We start from the raw sequence: 19758 nt of genomic DNA on the forward strand, positions 1-19758 counted from the left end.
TCACGGGCCGACGAGGCGGTTCCGGCCCTTGCTCTTGGCGGTGTACAGGTGCCGGTCGGCCGCCCGGAGCAGGTCACCCGCGGGTGACGCCGCGTCGACCGGCACGCCGATCGCCACGCCGGCCGACGCGGTGACCTCCAGGTCACCGGAGTGCTCGTCCCGCACCGGCACCCCGATGTCGGAGAAGTCGACGGCCGCCACCGACCGCCGGACCCGTTCGACCAGCGCGACGACCGCGCGGTCGTCCATCCCGTCGACCGCGAACGCGACCACGAACTCCTCGCCGCCGACCCGGTACAGGCCGACCTCCGCCGTGGGCCCGGTGCCGGTCAGGGCGGGCAGCGCGGCGAGCATCGCCGCCCCGACGCGCACCAGGACCTCGTCGCCCACCACGTGCCCGAACCGGTCGTTGACGGACTTGAAGTGGTCCAGGTCCACGATGGCCAGGGCCAGGCGGGCGCCCTCGCGGGCGTGGGCGACCATGGCGTCGGTGAACGCGCGACGGTTCTCGATGCCGGTCAGGGGGTCCACCCGGGCGGCCCGTCGCTCGTGCTCCGACGTGCGGCGCCAGGTGTCCCGCTCCCGCTCGACCTCCTCCCGGCGGAGCCGGGCCGCGTTGACCGCGGCGGTGTTGTGCACCTGCATGTCGCGGGAGGCGGTCACGGCGGTGACGTAGCGCCGCATCGCCGCCAGCGCGCCCCGCAGGTCACCGCGTCGCTCACGGCAGACCGCCAGCATGTGCCACACCATCACGCTGGTGACCGAGCCGAGCCGGTCGGTCGCCTCGGTGGCCTCGACCAGGATCTGCTCGGCCTCGTCGAGGCGGTCCAGGTCCATCAGGATCTCGGCCAGCAGCGCCCGGGCACGGGCGAGCACGTCCAGCTCGCCGAGCGTGCCGACCAGGCTGACGGCGTCCTGGGCGTGGGTCAGGGCGGTCGGCAGGTCCCCGCTCAGCTGCGCGTGGCGGGCCTGGCACCACGAGGCACCACGTCGGTTGGCCAACCCCTCGCCGACCGCCACGGCGCGGTCGGCGGCGTCGACGGCCTCGGCGGTCCACCGCCCGATGTCGCGCAGCAGCCGCTCGTGCTCCTCGCCCTGCAGGGGGGACTGCCCCTCGTACCCGCGCAGCAGGAACGACGCCGCGGCCACCGAGCTCATCAGCACCCACTCCTGCTGCCGGGGGTGCCCCAGCTCGCGCGCCTCCCGGCGGGCGTCGGCCAGCAGCCCCAGCGCGCCCCGGGCGTCGCCCAGGTCGTACAGCGCCACCGCGAGGTTGTGGCGCATGACCGAGCGCAGCCGCGTGGCCTCGGGGCCCTCCGCGCGCAGCAGCGCCTCCAGGCCCCGGTCCAGGCAGCGCAGCTGGGCGTGCAGGTCGCCCAGGTAGCCGGAGGAGATCGCGTGCATGTTGAGCGCCTGCGCCGCCAGCAGCGGCTCCTCCTCCGCGTCGAGCAGCAGCAGCGCGGCGGCGGTGTCGTCGTGGGCGCCCAGGTCGCGACGGAAGTGCCCGGCCCGGGCCCGCAGCAGCAGCAGGTGCGCCACGTCGGTGCGCCGGTCGTCGTCGACGGCGTCGGGCAGGTCCTCGCGCCCACCCGGCAGCAGGTCGCCCAGCAGGGCGTCCAGCTCGGCCGTGGCGCGGACCGGGTCGGAGTCGACGAGGGTGGCGAGGCGGACCGCGTCGTCCGCCGGTGGTGCGGCCGCACCCGGCTCGCTGGGCACGGCGTTCACCTCCGTCGTCGTCGTGGAGAAGCTCCTGGGCGGGTCGTGGGGGAAGTATGGCCGGGGGCGAGCGGCGCGCGCGCCCGGTGTGCCCGGATCGGGCCCCGCGGCGCCCGGACGGCCCTGCCCGCAGGCGTTGACGTGGTCGCCCGGACGCGTAGCGTGCGGGCATGAGCAGCCCCCAGCACCCGCCCGCCCCGACCGACGCCCCCGGCGGCGGCTTCGACGGGGTCAGCACGCCCCCGCCGCCGCGCAACGAACCCGTGCTCGGCTACGCGCCGGGCTCGACCGAGCGGTCCTCGCTGGAGCAGGCGCTGCGCGAGCTGTCCGGTGAGGTGACCGAGCTGCCGGTGTTCATCGGTTCCGACGTCCGGATGGGCGGCGGCGAGCCCTTCGACGTCGTGCGTCCCGACCGGCACTCCCACGTCCTGGGCCGGGGACACGGTGCCACCCACGCCGACGCGGAGCAGGCGCTGCGGGTCTCGCGGGAGGCCGCCGGACCGTGGCGGCGCCTGCCGTTCGACGCCCGCGCCGCGATCCTGCTGCGCGCGGCGGACCTGCTGGTGGGTCCCTGGCGGGCCAGGATCAACGCCGCCACCATGCTCGGGCAGTCCAAGACGGCGCAGCAGGCCGAGATCGACGCGGCCTGCGAGCTCGCCGACTTCTGGCGGTTCAACGTCCACTACGCCCGCCAGATGCTCGCCGAGCAGCCGCCGCGCAACTCCGACGGGGTGTGGAACCGGCTCGACCACCGCCCGCTCGAGGGCCCGGTCTACGCGATCACGCCGTTCAACTTCACCGCCATCGCCGGCAACCTGCCCACGGCGCCGGCGCTGATGGGCAACACGGTGATCTGGAAGGCGTCGCCGACCCAGACCCTCGCGGCGGTGCTCACCATGCAGCTGCTGCGCGAGGCGGGCCTGCCGGACGGTGTCATCAGCCTGCTCACCGGGGACGGCCTCGCGGTCAGCGACGTCCTGCTGGCGGCGCCCGACCTGGCCGGCATCCACTTCACCGGCTCCACCCCCACGTTCCAGCACCTGTGGCGCAGCGTCGGGGAGAACATCGCCTCCTACCGCTCCTACCCGCGCCTGGTGGGGGAGACCGGCGGCAAGGACTTCGTCGTGGCCCACCCCAGCGCCGACCCCGACGTCCTGGTCACCGCGCTGGTCCGCGGTGCCTTCGAGTACCAGGGCCAGAAGTGCTCGGCCGCGAGCCGGGCGTACGTCCCGGCGTCGCTGTGGCGGGCCGGCGTGCGCGACGCGCTGGCGGCCACCACCGACTCCCTGACGTACGGGCCGGTGGACGACCTGGACAACTTCGGCGGGGCGGTCATCGACGCCCGTTCCTTCGCGCGCAACGCGGCCGCGGTCGACCGGGCGCACGGCAGCACCGGCATCGAGGTGCTGGCGGGCGGCACGTACGACGACTCCGAGGGCTTCTTCGTCCGACCGACGGTGCTGGAGGTCGCCGACGCGGACGACGAGGTGTTCTCCACGGAGTACTTCGGCCCGGTGCTGGCCGTCCACGTGTGGGACGACTCCCGACCGGGGGCATGGTCGCAGATGCTGGCCCAGATGGAGTCCGTGGCGCCCTACGCGCTGACCGGCGCCGTGATCTCGCGGGACCGGTACGCGGTGGAGGAGGCGATGTCGACCCTGCGGTTCGCGGCGGGCAACTTCTACGTCAACGACAAGCCGACCGGGGCCGTCGTGGGGCAGCAGCCGTTCGGCGGCGGGCGCGCCTCGGGGACCAACGACAAGGCCGGCGCGGTCCACAACCTGCTGCGCTGGGTGTCGCCCCGGACCATCAAGGAGACCTTCGTGGCCCCGACGGACCACCGCTACCCGCACATGGGCTGAGCCCGGCGGGCCGGGTCGTGCGGGTCAGTCCGCGACGACCCGGTCCCGGCCGCGCCGCTTGGCGCGGTACAGGTTCTGGTCGGCGTGGCTCAGCAGGGCGCGGTGGCTGCGGTCGCCGGCCGCGCCCACCGTGCCCACGGCCAGCCCGGCCGACACCGTCAAGGTGATGGTCGAACCGCCCGTGCGCACCTCCTGGCGCGCCACGGCCCGGCGGACGTCCTCCAGCGTGGCCAGCGCCTTGCCGGTCCCCCCCGGCTCGTCGTGGCCGAGCACGGCCGCGAACTCCTCCCCGCCGATCCGGAACAGCTGGGCCCGGGGGTCGCCCGCCAGCAGCCGGTCGTTCATCGTGGCCGCCGACGCCCGCAGCACCTCGTCGCCCACCAGGTGCCCGTGCACGTCGTTGACCACCTTGAAGTGGTCCAGGTCCAGCAGCGCCAGGTACGTGGTCCGTCCCCCGGCGGCCAACGACGACAGCGCGTCCTCGAAGGCCAGCCGGTTGCCGACCCCGGTCAGCGGGTCCATCCGCGCCAGCCGGCTCGCGTGCCGGCTGTCCTCGCGGGCCAGGTCGCGCTCCGCCTCGGCCCGCTCCCGCATCACCGTCACCGCGGCCATCGAGGCCGTGTTGCGCAGCCGGACGTCCCGGGACACCCCGCTGTGCCGGACGTACTCGTGCAGGGCCGCGATCGCCTCGCGGTGCCGTCCCAGGGCCTCCAGGCAGTCCGCCACCAGGTACCAGGCCGTCAGCTGGAACGCGGTGGTGATGACCCCCCGGCCCTCCACGACCTCCTCGAGCTGGGCCAGCGCCTCCGCGGGGCGGCCCATCGACACCAGCAGCTCACCGGCCAGCGCCCGGCAGCGGATGAGGTGGTCGGGCTCGCCGCGCTCGGCCGTCAGCCTCACCGCCTCCTCCACCAGCTCCAGGGCCCGGGGCAGGTCGCCGCGCACGTGGGCGGCGCGGGCGGCCGCGTAGACGGCGTGACGCCGGTTGGACAGCAGCGGGTCCCGGGCCGCCGCGGCCTCGCCGGCCTCGGCGGCGGCGGCGGCCCACAGCTGGACGTCCCGCTCCAGCTCCGCCCGACGTTCCTGCGGGGCTCGCTCGACCCCGTCGGGGCGGACCAGCCACAGCCCGGCGACCGTGACGGCGGTCGAGTGGATCTGCTCCAGCTGCTCGGGGTCGTTCAGCAGCCGGCTGTCCGGCATGGCGGCGGTCAGCAGCGACAGCGCCCGCTCGATGTCGCCCAGGTCGGCGAGGATCTCGGCCAGGTTGATGCGCACGGCGGCCCGGACCGCCACCGATCGCTCGCGGTCGGCCCGCTGGACGATCTCCAGCGCGTGGGTGAGGGTGCCGATCTGGTCCTCGATGCGCCCCTCGAAGCCCTCCCAGATGGCGCGCCCGTTCAGGACGAGGGCCGCCAGCAGGGGGCTGGTGCGGGGGTCGACGATCTGCGCGGCCTGCTGCAGGTCGGCCAGCGCCTTCGGCTCGTTGCGGTAGTGGCGCTGGGCCGACCGGGCGTACAGCAGCTGGGCGCGCCAGTGGGACAGGTCGACCTCGACGGACACCCCTGCCCGCTCCGGGCCGACCGTCGTCGCCCGGTCGAGGTGCTCCAGGGTGGCGGTCAGCAGGTCGTCGGCCGCCTGCGGGTCCTCGCCGAGCAGCTCGCGGGCGCGCGCGTCGACCGCCGCGAGGTCCTCGACGGTCAGCACCGTCCCGTCCGGCCCGTCCGCGGGCGCGACCGACCCGGGTGCGCTCACCGGCTCCGGTCGGTGCGGCCGGTCCCGGCCACGCGACCCCTCCCGCGCTGCCCTCTCACCGGGCGGTCACAGACCCTTCCACTCCCGGTAGGCGTCGACCTGCGCCTCCAGGGCGGCGTCGAGCGCGGGGGCGACGGCCTTCTCGATCCGGCCGCCGACCAGGGGCACCTTGGCCGTGACCTGGCCGGTCACCTGCTCGACGGCGCCGTCGCCCTCGGGGCGGACGACGGTGGAGCTCGCCGAGGTCACCGGCGCCCCCTCCACGTGCATGGCCACGTCGGCCCGGCGGGCGCCGTCCGGATCGGCCTCGGCGTGCCAGGTGGTCGTCTCCACCAGCGTGAGGCGCTCACCGGTCATCTTGCGGGCGAAGTCGGGGAACCGGTCGGTCGGCATCACCCGGCGGACGACGGTCCGCAGGCCGTCGACCTCCACGGAGTGCTCGATCGCCCCGGTGCGTCGGGCCAGGACCTCCAGGTAGCCCGGGTCGCAGCGAGCGGCGACCACGTCGGCGGGAGGAGCGGGCCAGTGCAGCGTCGTCCGGATGTCCACCCCCCGACGGTAGAGCAGAGCGGACCGTCCTGGCCGCGCACTCCCGCGCCGGGGGCGTGCCGGACGCCGTCCGGCACTACGGTCGGGGGATGGTCGACGAACGTGCGGCACTGCTGGGACGAGCCGACGCCATCGCGAAGGAGCGGGGCTGCTCGCGGGGCGACGAGGTGCTGCTGGCGGGGTACTTCGCCGACGTGTCCGACGAGGACCTCGTCGACCGTGACCCGACGGACGTCTGCGGTGCCGTGCTGGCCCACCGCAGCCTGGCGGCCTCCCGCCCGGCGGGGACCTCGCTCGTCCGGGTGTTCACCCCGACGGTCGAGCACGACGGCTGGACCACCGCCCACAGCGTCGTCCACGTCGTCACCGACGACATGCCCTTCCTGGTCGACTCCGTCACCAACGAGCTGTCCCGGGCCGGGAGGGGCATCCACCTGGTCGTGCACCCCCAGGTCGTGGTCCGCCGGGACGAGGACGGGACGCTGCTGGACGTCCTGGACGTCACGCACGGCGAGACCGACCCGTCCACGGTCGGCGAGGACGTCGTCGTCGAGTCCTGGATCCACGCGGAGATCGACCGGTCGGCCCCGGGCCGGTTGTCCCCGGCACGCGGGGAGGTCGGCGACGACGGGTCGCAGGACGGGGACGACCGCCCCGGCACCGGCGACGACGAGCGCGCGCAGGACGACCCGGACTCCCGCCTCGCCCTGGCCCTGCAGGGCGTGCTGGGTGACGTGCGCGCCGCGGTCGAGGACTGGCCGACCATGCGCGACAAGGCCCGGGAGCTGGCCGCCGACGTCGACGAGCTGGCCGGGCGGCTGCCGGCCGGGGCGTTGGACCCGGAGGACGGCGCCGAGGCGGCGCGGCTGCTGCGGTGGCTGGCCGACGAGCACTTCACCTTCCTGGGCTACCGGGAGTACGCGCTGCGCCCCGGCCGCTCCGACGACACCGCGGTGCTGGAGTCCGTGCCCGGCACGGGCCTGGGCATCATGCGTCAGGGCGACGAGCGGCCCACCGTCAACCCGCTGAGCCCGACCGTCACCGCGCACGCCCGCCGGCACGACGTCCTGGTCCTGACCAAGGCCAACAGCCGCGCCACGGTCCACCGCTCGACCTACCTGGACTACGTCGGGGTCAAGGTCTACGACTCCACGGGCGAGGTCGTGGGGGAGCAACGGTTCCTCGGGCTGCTGTCGTCGGCGGCGTACACCCAGAGCGTGAGCCTGGTGCCCGTGGTGGACCGCAAGGTCGCCACGGTGCTCGCGACGTCGGGGTTCGGCCCCCGGACGCACTCCGGCAAGGACCTGCTGACCATCCTGGAGACCTACCCGCGGGACGAGCTGTTCGCCTCCGACGTGGAGACCCTCACCCGGATCAGCCTCGGCGTGCTGCAGCTGCAGGAGCGTCGTCGGACCCGGCTGTTCGTCCGCCACGACGACTTCGGCCGGTACGTGTCCTGCCTGGTCTACCTGCCTCGGGACCGGTACACGACCGAGGTCCGCCTGGTCATGCAGGACGTGCTGCTGCAGGCGTTCGGGGGCAGCTACGTCGAGCACGCGGCGCGGGTGTCGGAGTCGGTGCTGGCCCGGCTGCACTTCGTGGTGCGGCTGGGCGACCGCGACAGCGGCCGGCCGGTGGACCTGGACCTCGTGGAGCAGCGGCTGGTCGCCGCGACCCGCACGTGGGAGGAGGACCTGGCCGACGGGCTGCGCGCCGAGCTGGGCGAGGCCGAGGCCGTGCGGATGAGCCGCCGCTGGGCGGCGACGCTGCCGGAGGGCTACAAGGAGGACACCTCGGCCCGGGTCGCCGTCGGCGACCTGGTGCGGCTGGAGGCGATGGAGCGCGCGAGCGGCTCCGCGGCCGAGATCGACCTGCTGCTGTACTCCCCGGTGGGCTCGCCCGCGCGCACGTCGCGGCTCAAGCTGTACCGCCGGGAGAAGCTGGGCCTGTCGGAGGTGCTGCCGTTCTTCGACCACCTGGGGGTCGAGGTCGTCGACCAGCGGCCGTACCACCTGCGCAGCGACGACGCCGACGGCCGGGCCGCCGACGAGGTGGTCGACCACTGGGTCTACGACTTCGGGCTGCACCTGCCGTCGGTCGCGGTCGAGCCCGGGACCACGACCGACCCGGCCCGCCTGGCCCGCCGCTTCACCGAGGCGTTCACGTCGGCGTGGACGGGGACGAGCGAGTCCGACCGGTTCGACCGGCTGGTGCTGCGGGCCGGTCTGACCTGGCGCCAGGTGGTGGTGCTCCGCACCTACGCCCGCTACCTGCGTCAGACCGGGACGACGTTCTCCGAGGACTACATCGCCGCCGTCCTGTCGTCCAACCCCGAGGTCGCCCGGCTCCTGGTCGCGGTGTTCGAGACCCGGTTCGCGCCCGACCGGTTCGCTCAGGCGGACGGCCAGCACCCCAACCCGGCCCGTCTCGGCGCGACCGAGCGCGCCGTCTCCGCCGTCGAGCAGGCCCTGGAGGACGTCGACAACCTGACCCAGGACCGCATCCTGCGCGCGCTGCTGGCCACGATGGTCGCGACCCAGCGGACCAACTTCTACCGGCCCGGCCCCGACGGGCGCCCGCGGCCGACGGTGGCGGTCAAGCTCGACCCGCAGCAGGTCCCCGACCTGCCGGAGCCGCGCCCCGCCCACGAGATCTGGGTGTGCGGGCCCGACGTCGAGGGCGTGCACCTGCGCTTCGGCGCGGTCGCCCGGGGCGGGCTGCGCTGGTCGGACCGGCAGGAGGACTTCCGGACCGAGGTGCTCGGCTTGGTCAAGGCGCAGCAGGTCAAGAACGTCGTCATCGTCCCGACCGGGGCCAAGGGCGGCTTCGTCGGCAAGCGGCTGCCCGACCCGACCAAGGACCGTGAGGCCTGGTACGAGGCGGGCAAGGAGTGCTACCGGACCTTCATCAGGGCCATGCTCGACGTCACGGACGACCGTGACCTGACCGCCGGGACCGACCCGGCGCCGGTGGTCCCGCCGTCGCGGGTGGTCCGGCACGACGGCGACGACTCCTACCTGGTCGTCGCGGCGGACAAGGGCACGGCGGCGTTCTCCGACGTGGCCAACGCCATCGCGGTGGAGCGCGGGTTCTGGCTGGGCGACGCGTTCGCCTCGGGCGGGTCCAAGGGCTACGACCACAAGGCCATGGGGATCACGGCGCGCGGGGCGTGGGAGAGCGTCCGGTTCCACTTCGACGAGCTGGGCCGCGACGTGGACACCGACCCGTTCACGGTCGTCGGCATCGGCGACATGAGCGGGGACGTGTTCGGCAACGGCATGCTGCTGTCGCGGGCGACACGGCTGGTGGTCGCGTTCGACCACCGGCACGTGTTCATCGACCCCGACCCGGACCCCGGCACGTCCTACGTCGAGCGGGAGCGGCTGTTCGCGCTGCCGCGCTCGTCCTGGGCCGACTACGACACCTCGCTGCTGTCCGCCGGTGGCGCGGTCCTGAGCCGCAGCGCCAAGTCGGTGACGCTGTCCGCGGAGGCGGCGGCCGCCGTCGGGCTGGCCGCGAAGGAGACCACGCTCACCCCCACCGAGGTCATCCGGGCCGCGCTGCGAGCCCCGGTGGACCTGCTGTGGAACGGCGGGATCGGCACCTACGTCAAGGCCTCCGACGAGTCCCACGCCCAGGTGGGGGACAAGGCCAACGACGCGCTGCGCGTGGACGGGGTGGACCTGCGCTGCCGCGTGGTGGGGGAGGGCGGCAACCTCGGCCTGACCCAGCGCGGTCGGGTCGAGGCCGCCCGGTCGGGGGTCCGTCTGAACACCGACGCCATCGACAACTCCGCGGGCGTGGACACCAGCGACCACGAGGTCAACATCAAGATCCTCCTGGACCGGGTGGTGGCCGCGGGCGACCTGACGGACAAGCAGCGCGACGCGCTGCTGGTGGACATGACCGACGACGTGGCCGCGGGTGTGCTCCGGCACAACGTCGAGGCCAACGTGCAGCTGGGCAACGCCCGCCACCAGGCGGTGGAGATGCTCCCGGTCCACCGCCGGTTCGTGCAGCACCTGACCTCGTCGGGGGCGCTGGACGCGGCGCTGGAGTTCCTGCCGGACGAGCTGGGCTGGGAGGAGCGGGCCGAGGGCCGTCGCGGCCTGGTCTCGCCCGAGCTGGCCGTCGTGTCGGCGTACAGCAAGCTCACCCTCACCGCGCAGCTGGTGGGCTCCACCGTGCCCGACGAGGCCTGGTCGGAGCGCTACCTGGTCGACTACTTCCCGCCGCGGCTGCGCGAGCAGTACCCGCACCAGGTCAGCACGCACCCGCTGCGCCGCGAGATCGTGGCGACGTCGCTGGCCAACGCCGTCCTCAACTCCTCGGGGACCACGTTCGTGTTCCGCCTCGGCGAGGAGCTCAACGCCTCGCCCGACCGGGCGGTCCGGGCCTGGGCGGTGGCGCGGGAGGTGTTCGGGCAGGAGCAGTGGCACGCCGACGTGGCCGAGCAGGCGGCCTCGCTGCCGACCCCGGTGCGCCTGGAGCTGCTGCTGTCGTTCCGGCGGCTGCTGGACCGCGCCTGCCGGTGGCTGCTGCAGAACCGGCCCGACCCGCTGGACGTCGAGGCGGAGATCGCCCGGTTCGCGCCGGTCGTCGCGTCGCTGCGGGGCGCCCTGCGCGACGCCGTGGCGGGGCAGGAGGGCCGGGACATGACGGCCCGGACCGACGAGCTGGTGGAGCAGGGCGTGCCGCAGCCCCTGGCGGAGCGCTCCGCCGGGTTCCTCGAGGAGTTCTGCCTGCTCGACGTCGCCGAGATCTCGCTGCGGGAGGGGGAGCCGGCCGAGGACGTCGTCGCGGTCTACTTCGCCCTGTCCGACCGGTACGCCGTCGACGGCGTGCTGACCCGGATCACGTCCCTGCCCCGCTCCGACCGGTGGCAGTCGCTGGCCCGGGCGGCGCTGCGCTACGACCTGTACGCGGCGCTGGAGGAGCTGACGACCTCCGTGGTCCGCACGACGTCCGGCGACGCCAAGGCGCGGATCGAGTCGTGGGAGTCGGCCAACACGGCGGCCCTGGACCGGGCGCGGGTCACCCTGGACGAGGTCCAGCGGTTGTCCGGGCACGACCTGGCGCCGCTGTCGGTCGCGCTGCGGACGCTGCGCAGCGTGGTCAAGAGCGGGACGGCCGACGACGCACGCTGAGGACTGCGTCATGATGCCCGCGTGACCACCATCACCGACATCGTCCGCCGCCACGCCGACGTCGAGGAACCGGACGTCGAGTGGCTGCGGACCCTGGTGGGGGACTGGCAGCTGGTCTCCGACCTGTGCTTCGCCGACCTGGTGCTCTGGGTCCGTGACCGCTCCGGCGGCTGGTCCGCGGTCGCCCACGCCCGGCCCAGCACCTGGGCCACGGTGTTCTACGACGACGTCGTGGGGACGGTGGCCCGGCCGGGGCTGACGGGCCGTCTGGACGCGGTGGCATCGGGGACCGCGGACCCCGAGGCCCCTTCCGGCGACGCGCAGCCACCGTTGATGGAGGACCAGCCCTGGCAGGTCGACCTGTTCCCGGTCCGCCGCCGCGACGGCGCGGCGCTCAACGGCGTCATCGGGGTGGTGGCCCGCAGCACCGACCCCAGCTCGACCCGCACGCCCGGGCGCCTGGAGCTGGTGTACCGCGAGAGCGGCTCGCACCTGCTCGGCATGCTGGCCGAGGGCACCTACCCGTACAGCTCCGCGCCGACCGGCCCGCGCCGCGGCGCCCCCCGCGTGGGCGACGGCCTGCTGCGGATGGACGCGGACGGGGTGGTCACCTACGCCTCGCCCAACGCGGTGTCGGCGTTCCGCCGGGTCGGCGTCGTCACCGTGAGCGGGCGCAGCCTGGCCGAGGTCGTCACGGCCAGCCTGCAGGAGCGCGACCCGGTCGACGAGGCCCTGCCCCTGGTGGTGATGGGCCGCGCGCCCTGGCGCTGCGACCTGGAGATGCGCGGGTCGGTGCTGTCGCTGCGGGCGGTGCCGCTGATGCGGGGGGCGGGGTCGGTGCCGGAACGGGTGGGCGCGCTGGTGCTCGTCCGCGACGTCACCGAGGTGAGGCGCTCCGAGCGGGCGCTGATGACCAAGGAGGCGACCATCCGCGAGATCCACCACCGGGTCAAGAACAACCTCCAGACGGTGTCGGCGCTGCTGCGGATGCAGGCCCGGCGGACCTCCAGCGACGAGGCCCGCGCCGAGCTGCAGGAGGCGGGCCGGCGGATCGCGGCCATCGCCGGGGTCTACGACACCCTGGCCCACGAGATCGACGAGACGGTGCCGTTCGACTCCGTCGTGGACACCGGCCTGGCCAACGCCCTGGAGCTGGCCACCGCGACGGGTCCGCACCGGGTGCGGCTCGAGCGGCACGGGTCCTTCGGCCGGGTGCAGGCGGCCGACGCGACCCCGCTGGTGCTGGTGCTCAACGAGCTGGTCAGCAACGCCGCGGAGCACGGGTTCCCGATGGCGGGGGTCGAGGGCCCCGTCGGGGTGATCGGGTCGGGCACGGTGACGGTGACGGCCGAGCGGGACGGGGCCCGCCTGGTGGTCCACGTCGACGACGACGGGCAGGGCATCGACCCGGCGGCGCAGCCCGGTCTGGGCAGCCGCATCGTCGACAACCTGGTCCGGACCGAGCTCAACGGCACGTTCACCCGTGGGCCGGGTCCCGACGGCGGCACCCGCGCCACCGTGGCGGTCGTGCTGCGCTGACGGCCGGTCCCGGGCACGACGAAGGGCGCCCCACCCGCAGGTGGGACGCCCTTCGTGGTGCTCGAGCCGTGCTGCTGGGTGCTGACCCGGAGGTCGGCTCAGCTGGCGCGGCGGGCCCGGGCGGCACGACGCTTGAGAGCGCGGCGTTCGTCCTCGGACAGCCCGCCCCAGACGCCCGAGTCCTGTCCGGACTCGATGGCCCACTTGAGGCAGGTGTCGACCACGTCGCAGCGGCGGCAGACAGCCTTGGCCTCCTCGATCTGGAGGATCGCGGGGCCGGTGTTGCCGATGGGGAAGAACAGCTCGGGGTCCTCTTCGAGGCAGGCTGCACGGTCACGCCAGTCCATCTTCATCTCCATCTCACGTCAACGCACGGAAGGCCGTGCGAGTTTCACGTCGGGGTGTGCTCCGGAGGCCGGGTCGGCCTGTCCGGTGACGACGGCCGGGGTCCCGGGCCGCTGGCTCACTCGATGGGCGCGTCAGGTTCCCGCGCCGTCCTGATACAAGGAGACCACTTCGTGAACGCCTTCACAAGACCCGTTCCGCAATTAGTTGTGCCAACTACGTCACACGGTTGTAACCGAACTGTCGACCAGGTGTGACCCGGTCGTCACCCGGTCATCCGCTCGCGAGGACGACGCTAGGTGCACCGTGAGGCTGCTGCCAGCCCTGTTGTGCCATTGACAGGGCTTTCCCAGGTTGACCGGGTCTGAAACATCCGGTTCGCGTGCCGGCCCGCCCGCAGGCCCCGGTTAACGTGGACGCCATGCCGCAGGACCTGCCCGACCCGCCGTCCGCCGCCGCCGACCGCGGCCTCGCCCGGGCGAGGAAGGGCCGCGCGCTCGCCGTCGGGGTGGCGCTGCTGGAGGCCCTCGTCGCGGCGGGGGCCGGTGTGGTGGCCCTGGTCACGGGGCTGCAGGGCGGCTCGCTCGTGCTGGGTCTGGGCGTCGGGGCCGCCTGCGCCGGGCTGGCCTACCTGCTCCTCGAGGTCGCCCGCGGGTTCGCGGCCTGGCGGGCCTGGCCGACCGGCATCTTCCTGACCGTGCAGGTGCTGGTCGTCCTGGTGGCGCTCAGCGTGGGCTCGCGCGCCGTGCTGTCGCTGGTGAGCAACCCGCGGGTCGGGGGCCTGACGCTGCTGGCGGTCCTGGTCGGGGTCGCCGGTGTGGCCGGGGCCGTGCTCATGGCCGGCCGCACCCGGCGCGGCAGCAGCCCCCCGGTCCTCTGAGGCGGACGTCCGACCGAGGGCCGGGGTTGCGGGCTCAGCCGGGGGCGTCGGGCCGGGTCATGTCGGCCCGCAGCCGGGTGAGGGTGCGGCTGAGCAGGCGAGACACGTGCATCTGGCTGATGCCCACCTCCTCGGCGATCTGCGCCTGGGACATGCCCCGGACGAAGCGCAGCGCGATGATGCGCCGTTCGCGGGGCTCGAGCTTGGCCAGGACCGGCCGCAGCGTCTCCCGGGTCAGCACCTCGTCCAGCGCGACGTCCTCCTCGCCGAGGGAGTCGCTGACCCCGTTGTCCACGTCCAGGGGGACCGTGGTCAGCGAGTAGGCGCTCTCCAGCACCTCCAGCACCGTGTCGGTGTCCAGCCCGGCGCGCTGGGCTACCTCCTCCACGGTGGGGGTGCGACCCATCTCGTGGGTCAGCGCCTCCCGGGACTGGGTGACGGCGACCTGGACCTCCTGGACGCGGCGGGGCAGGCGGACGGTGCCGGCCCGGTCCCGGAAGTAGCGGCGGATCTCGCCGGTGACGGTCGGTACCGCGTAGCCCGCGAAGGGGACCCCGCGGCCGGGCTCGTACCGGTCGACGGCCTTGATGAGCCCGATCGTGCCCACCTGGACGACGTCGTCATGGGGCTCGCCGCGACCGGCGAACCGGCGGGCGATGTGGTGCACCAGCGGCAGGTGGCTGGTGACGATCGTGTCGCGCAGGTGGGTGCGCTCCGGGTGGTCCTCGGGCAGCACCGCCAGGCGTTCGAGCAGCGGGTCGGTGTCGGGGCCCGAGTGCTGCCGCTGGCGGCGACCGGACGGCGCCGCCGCCTGCCCCTCGTCGGACGGGGTGCCGACGGGCACGGGCCCGGTGTCCGGTGAGTCGGTGGGCAGGTGCGTGCGGGTGTCCACGGGTCAGGCCGCTCGCGCGCGGGTGTGGGTGAGCGAGATCCACGAGCCGGCCGGCTCGACACCGGAGTCGACGTCACCGGCCAGGGCCTCCAGGACGGCCCAGGCGTAGCTGCTGTCACCGGGAAGCAGCGGGTTGGGCCCGTGCACGCGCACGGCGAGCGAGGAGCGGGACACCGAGAAGGTGGCCCGCAGCCGCACGTCGTTGTCGTGGGGGGCCCGGCCGGGCGGCAGCACCAGGGTGCAGGCCTCGTCGACGGCGATCCTCAGGTCCTCGATCTCGTCGAGGGTCAGGTCGAGCCGGGCCCCGAGGCCGGCGCACGCGGTGCGCACGACCCCCAGGTAGGCCGGGTCGGCCGGGAGCTCGAGCTCGACGACGTCCGGTGCCGTGGCGGCGGGCTGCGCAGGCACCGTCGCGTCACCCGGCTGCGCGTCGCCGGCCGGGGCGTGGCCGTCGCGCTGGTGCGGGGTCGAGGGGGCGGGCGTCATCGGGGTGGGTCTCCTGTCTAGGCGTCTGACGAACGGTAGTGCTCGCCACGACCGGTTGGGTTCGGTACCGCGAGAAATCGGTCGGTCGGGGGCCGGGCGCTCCCCGGACCACGACCGCACGGCTGCCCGTGGGGCTACCCAGCCGTACCCGCCAGCGCGATCTGGATGCGCGCCGCACGCCCACGTTCCACGAGCACGCCCCGGCCGGGCAGGTGGGTGCGCTGCCGCAGCGGGTCCCGGCAGCCCAGGACGTCGCGCACGTCGGTGCGACCTGCGCCGAGGACGACCCCGAAGCCGTGCCGTCGGACCACGGCCGGGACCCCCCGGAACTCCCCGGCGAACCAGTCGGTCGACCCGGTCACCACCACCGTGGCGGCGTCGGCGAGCAGCCCGGCCAGGGCACCGGTGCCGCCGGACAGCCACTGCTCGAGGTGCTGGAGGGCGTCGGGGGAGCAGCGTTCGACGTCGTCCACGAGCAGGAGCCGGACCGGTGCGGGTGGCGGGCCGTCACCGCCGGCCGAGCCGTCGTCACCGGCGAGGCAGGTGCGGGCGGACCCGGGCAGGGAGAGGTCGGACAGCCCCGCGGTGGGCACCCCGGCCGCGAGGGCCTGGCGGCGGATCGTGGCCAGCGCGGTGCTACGACCGCTGCGGGCCGGTCCGACGACGGCCAGGACAGGGGTCGCGCCCACCTCCAGCCACCACGGCGACCCCTGCGGCGCGACGACGCCCAGCGGCAGCCCGGCCGAGGAGGCGACCGGGAGGGACGTGACGTCGACACGGGCCGGCAGCGGACGGACCGGCCACCCGGCGCTCGCCACGAGGCCTCGCCCGCCTCCTCGCCCGCCTCCTCGCCCGTCCGAGCGCCCCGGAGGTGCGTGGTCCGCTCCGTCGGGGGCCAGGACCTGGGCCTCGACCACCGAGGGCCCGTCCCTGGTCGTGGGGTCGTCGACCGGCAGCCCCACGACCAGGCAGCGACCGGGCACGTCGGCCCCGACGCGGACGCCGCCGGGCACCCCGGCGAGGGTGGCGTCCGCGGGGTCCGCCGTGCGGTGGACCAGCCGCAGCCGGGTGGCGGCCGCCAGCCTCGACACCGCCGTCGCCCGGCCGCCCGCCAGGGCCACCCCGATGCCCGCCCGGTGCCCGGAGCGCAGCACCCGGAGCAGGAGGTCGGCCGGCTCGGGATCGGCGGCGGGGTCGAGGACCGTGTCGCAGTCGTCGACCAGCAGCAGCACCCGCAGCCGCCCCGTGGTCGTGGTCGTGGTTGCAGGCGCAGGCGCAGGCGTCGCCGTCGTGGGCCGCGTCGGTGCCGTGGTCCCTGCCGGTGCGGGGGTGGGCGGAGGCGCGTCGGGTGGTGTCTCGGCGAGCCGCATCAGCACGTCGACAGCGTGGTCCCCCTCGACGGTGGCACCGTCCAGCCGGACGACGGCGACCTCCAGGCGGTCGGCAGCCTGGGCCATCGCCTGTAGCGTGGTGCTCCGGCCGCTGCGCGGGCCGCCGAGGACCAGGGCGGGACCGTCGTGGACCGGGTCCCAGGTCAGCTCGCCCCGGGCCTGCGCCCACGGGAGGTCCGTCAGGCCCAGCCGCAGCCGCGACCCGGTCGGCCCCCCGTCGTCGGGCAGGTCGCCGCGACGCAGGCGGGCCGGGAGGGGTGGGAGCCACGGGCAGGCCGCCGGTGCGCGACCGCTCGACGTCAGCGCAGCCAGCACCTGGTCGACGACCTCCTCCGCCCCGGCACCCTCGTGGGTCTGTGGGGTCGGCTGGGGGGTGCCCCGACGGGGGTCGCGCCCGCTGTCCCCGTCGTCCCCGTCGTCCCCGTCGGGGGCGGCGAGGGTGGGCCACCAGGAGGCCCCCGGACCCAGCACCGTCAACGAGGGCCCCGGTTCGGCCCCGCCGCCGACCCATGCGGCTTGAAGGGTCTCGTCGACACCCGCACCGACCACCACGGCCCGCCCGGGGCGGTCGTGGGGGAGCCAGGCCGCGTCGGGGCGGTCGACGACGTCACGGGACTCACCCACGTCCTGCACCCGCAGCGCGATGCGCAGCCCGGTGTTGGCGCGGATGTCGGCCGACACCACACCGGCCGGCCGCTGGGTGGCCAGGACCAGGTGCAGCCCCAGGGAGCGACCCGTCGCCGCCAGCCGGACGAACTCCGCGAGCACGTCGGGTGCGTCCTCGGCCAGGACCCGGAACTCGTCCACCACCACCAGCAACCGGGGCAGGTCCACACCGCGCCAGGCTCGCAGCTGGTCCAGGTCTCGCGCGCCAGAGGCCGCCATCAACCGCTCCCGTCGCCGGACCTCGGCCCGGAGGGAGTGCAGGACCCGGGTCGTGGCACCGGAGTCCAGGTCGGTGAGCAGGCCCACGACGTGAGGCAACCGCGACAGCTCGTCGAAGGTCGCCCCTCCCTTGTAGTCGACCAGGAGCATCGCCACGTGCTCCGGCGGGTGGCACAGGGCCAGCCCCAGCAGCCAGGCCCGGAGCAGCTCGGACTTGCCCGACCCCGTCGTCCCCGCGACGAGCGCGTGCGGCCCGGCCGCGACCAGGTCCAGCACGACCGGCCCCGCGCGACCCATGCCGATCGGGACCGGCAGACCGGAGCCCGACGCCGCCCACCGCTCGAGCGTCGCGGCCGGGGAGCCGTCCAGCAGGTCGTCGAGCGGTGCCCGCTCCGGCAGCGTCGACGGCGCACGCTCGGCCGGAGCCCTCAACGGGGCCAGGTGTCGGGCCAGGCGTTCCGACCACCACGGCCCCACCCGGTCCGCCACGCACACGGCGGCCGAGCCGTCCCCGACGACGGTCACGGTCAGCTCGACACCGTCGGGGGCGGTGGGCGCCGCGACCGTCCCGCAGCCGCGGGGCAGCATCGTGGCGTCGGGCGCGACGACGACGACGTGCACGTCGACCGCCGCGGCGTCCGGCAGCCAGGCCAGCTCGCCCGAGGCCAGCTCGCCGTCGGGGTCGTCCACGACGACCAGCAGCGCGGTTCTGCCCGACGGGCCCGGGTGTGCGGCAGCCGGCCCGCCGCGGGCGGCGGTCCGTTCCCGGACCAGGTCACCCACCCAGCGGGCGCAGGTCCTGGCCCCCGCGCCGGCCGGTGCGGGCCGACCCCGCCCGTCCACGGTGCCGAGGACGTGCGGGGTGAGGGTCAGCCAGCGCCACCGCTCGCGGGCACGCGCGCCCAGCACAGGGAGCACGTGGAGCCCTCCTGGGGGGAGGAGCGTCGCCAGCTGGCCCACGACGAACCTCGCCACCGACGGGTCGCCGTCCGGCTCGACGAGCCCGAGCGGACCGGCACGCAGGTCGACCGAGACCAGGTCGGCGGGGGTGCTCACCGGCCGTTCGACGCCGTCCGGGTCCACCAGCACGACCTGCGGTCGTAGGGACGCGGCCTGCGGCCCGTCGCCGTCACCTGCGGCCCGACCCAGCCGGACCCGGAGCGCGTCCGCGTCACCTGGCTCGCGTTCCCAGACCCTCGGCCCGTGCCCGGCTGCCTGCCGCAGCAGCATGTCGGCGTCCGGCATCGAGACCCGGCGGGCCCCGGCCAGCGCCGCGGCCGCTCGCTGGGCCCGCCCGTGCAGCCGGGCGCAGGTCCGGGCGTGCTCTCCTCGACTGAGCCGGCCGTCGCGCCGGGCCTCACGCCGGGCGCTGACCCAGCCACCCGCCACGAGGAGCGGCCCCAGGGCGGCGAGCAGCAGGTAGACCGCCGAACCGGTCCACAGGGCCAGTCCCCCCGCCGCCGCGGCCGGGAGCAGCACGGCCAGGACGGGGAAGCCGGTGGTGCGAGAAGGCCGGGCCGGGGTCGGGAGCTGCACGACCGTCGCCGTCTCCGGGAGGTGGACGCGAGGTGACCTCCGCAGCAGCAGGGTGCCGTCGCCTGCGGGCCTGGCCGTGGTGACGACCGCGGGTGCCACGGCGCGCAGCGTCACCAGGCTCGCGCCGATGACGCACTCCTCCCCGAGGCCCAGCCGTGGCCCCTCGACGTCCGCCGCCTCGCCCGGCGGCGAGGTCTCGGACGGAGGGAGCACGGTCGTGCCGTTCGTCGACCCCAGGTCGACGAGCCGGACGCCGTCGCTGCGGACCACGAGCTCGCAGTGCTCGCGCGACATCCGCGGGTCCCGGACCGCGACGGCGCAGGTGACGGCCCGGCCGCAGACCAGCCGTTCGCCGTCCAGCGGGTGGACCGTGCCGGCGTCCGGGCCCGCCAGCACCGCGAGCTCCAGCAGGCGTCCCGTGCTGCGGGGGCTCCGTCGTCGAGGACCGTCCCCGTGGGACAGCACGACCACCGCGCCGTCCAGCAGCGGCGGCGCGCCGACCACGGCGGTGCGGGGGTCGACGGGGGCGCCGCCCACCGTCACCCTGGGCGGTCGACCTCCTGCCGCCGTCGCACCGAGGCCCGGTACCTGCGCCAGCGTCGTCCCGGCCGGGCAGTCCAGCACGACGTCGCGTCGACCGACCGGCCCGGACCCGTCGTCACCGGGGTGGCCGCGCACGACCACCGTCCACCTCAGCCGCACGTCGGACCCCCTCGTCCCGCACCGGCGCCTCGTGCGACCGGTCCCGCTGCGACGACACTGCCCCGGTCGACGGCCG

General features: G+C 75.3%; 11 protein-coding genes. 4 read left to right on the plus strand and 7 right to left on the minus strand.

Annotated features, from left to right (window positions below):
- Entirely contained in the window at positions 1-1716 is a 1716-nt protein-coding gene (locus ACR80Q_RS07370) for a GGDEF domain-containing protein (protein WP_435376949.1), read from the minus strand.
- 170 nt (positions 1717-1886) lie between these two features.
- Here ACR80Q_RS07370 and pruA point away from each other — a divergent pair, with 170 nt between their 5' ends.
- Positions 1887-3578, plus strand: coding sequence for an L-glutamate gamma-semialdehyde dehydrogenase (gene pruA, locus ACR80Q_RS07375; protein ID WP_435376950.1), 1692 nt, complete (start codon positions 1887-1889; stop codon positions 3576-3578).
- A 24-nt stretch (positions 3579-3602) separates the two neighbouring features.
- Here the strand turns inward: pruA and ACR80Q_RS07380 are convergent, their stop codons facing one another.
- Complete coding sequence (locus ACR80Q_RS07380; RefSeq protein WP_435376951.1) at positions 3603-5330, minus strand: tetratricopeptide repeat-containing diguanylate cyclase; 1728 nt, start codon at positions 5328-5330, stop codon at positions 3603-3605.
- A 66-nt stretch (positions 5331-5396) separates the two neighbouring features.
- Positions 5397-5879: a DUF2505 domain-containing protein gene (locus ACR80Q_RS07385; RefSeq protein ID WP_435376952.1), complete on the minus strand. Its 483-nt coding sequence runs from the start codon at positions 5877-5879 to the stop codon at positions 5397-5399.
- An 89-nt stretch (positions 5880-5968) separates the two neighbouring features.
- Between ACR80Q_RS07385 and ACR80Q_RS07390 the strand changes: the two genes are divergently transcribed.
- Complete coding sequence (locus tag ACR80Q_RS07390) at positions 5969-11026, plus strand: NAD-glutamate dehydrogenase (RefSeq protein ID WP_435376953.1); 5058 nt, start codon at positions 5969-5971, stop codon at positions 11024-11026.
- Between the two features lie 21 nt (positions 11027-11047).
- Complete coding sequence (locus ACR80Q_RS07395) at positions 11048-12565, plus strand: sensor histidine kinase (protein WP_435376954.1); 1518 nt, start codon at positions 11048-11050, stop codon at positions 12563-12565.
- Positions 12566-12663: 98 nt separating this feature from the next.
- Here the strand turns inward: ACR80Q_RS07395 and ACR80Q_RS07400 are convergent, their stop codons facing one another.
- Positions 12664-12912 carry a WhiB family transcriptional regulator gene (locus tag ACR80Q_RS07400; RefSeq protein ID WP_435376955.1) on the minus strand — a complete coding sequence of 83 codons (249 nt, stop codon included), beginning with the start codon at positions 12910-12912 and terminating at the stop codon, positions 12664-12666.
- A 419-nt stretch (positions 12913-13331) separates the two neighbouring features.
- Between ACR80Q_RS07400 and ACR80Q_RS07405 the strand changes: the two genes are divergently transcribed.
- On the plus strand, positions 13332-13790 hold the full coding sequence (locus ACR80Q_RS07405) for a hypothetical protein (protein WP_435376956.1): 459 nt from the start codon (positions 13332-13334) through the stop codon (positions 13788-13790).
- Between the two features lie 34 nt (positions 13791-13824).
- Here ACR80Q_RS07405 and ACR80Q_RS07410 read toward each other — a convergent pair whose 3' ends face one another.
- The 3 genes from ACR80Q_RS07410 to ACR80Q_RS07420 form a co-directional block, all read right to left on the minus strand.
- Positions 13825-14682 carry a SigB/SigF/SigG family RNA polymerase sigma factor gene (locus ACR80Q_RS07410; protein ID WP_435376957.1) on the minus strand — a complete coding sequence of 286 codons (858 nt, stop codon included), beginning with the start codon at positions 14680-14682 and terminating at the stop codon, positions 13825-13827.
- Positions 14683-14685: 3 nt separating this feature from the next.
- Entirely contained in the window at positions 14686-15168 is a 483-nt protein-coding gene (locus ACR80Q_RS07415; RefSeq protein ID WP_435376958.1) for an ATP-binding protein, read from the minus strand.
- A gap of 134 nt (positions 15169-15302) precedes the next feature.
- The gene (locus ACR80Q_RS07420) at positions 15303-19682 is read right to left on the minus strand and encodes an FtsK/SpoIIIE domain-containing protein (RefSeq protein ID WP_435376959.1); all 4380 of its coding nucleotides are present in this window, start codon (positions 19680-19682) and stop codon (positions 15303-15305) included.
- Positions 19683-19758 lie beyond the last annotated feature (76 nt).

The sequence above is a fragment of the Aquipuribacter aurantiacus genome (genome assembly GCF_051216895.1).
Classification (GTDB): domain Bacteria; phylum Actinomycetota; class Actinomycetes; order Actinomycetales; family JBBAYJ01; genus Aquipuribacter.

Coding starts and splice junctions, on each gene's coding strand:
- pruA (WP_435376950.1), top strand. CDS start 1,887: ATGAGCAGCCCCCAGCACCCGCCCGCCCCGACCGACGCCCCCGGCGGC.
- ACR80Q_RS07415 (WP_435376958.1), bottom strand. CDS start 15,168: ATGACGCCCGCCCCCTCGACCCCGCACCAGCGCGACGGCCACGCCCCG.
- ACR80Q_RS07390 (WP_435376953.1), top strand. CDS start 5,969: ATGGTCGACGAACGTGCGGCACTGCTGGGACGAGCCGACGCCATCGCG.
- ACR80Q_RS07400 (WP_435376955.1), bottom strand. CDS start 12,912: ATGGACTGGCGTGACCGTGCAGCCTGCCTCGAAGAGGACCCCGAGCTG.
- ACR80Q_RS07405 (WP_435376956.1), top strand. CDS start 13,332: ATGCCGCAGGACCTGCCCGACCCGCCGTCCGCCGCCGCCGACCGCGGC.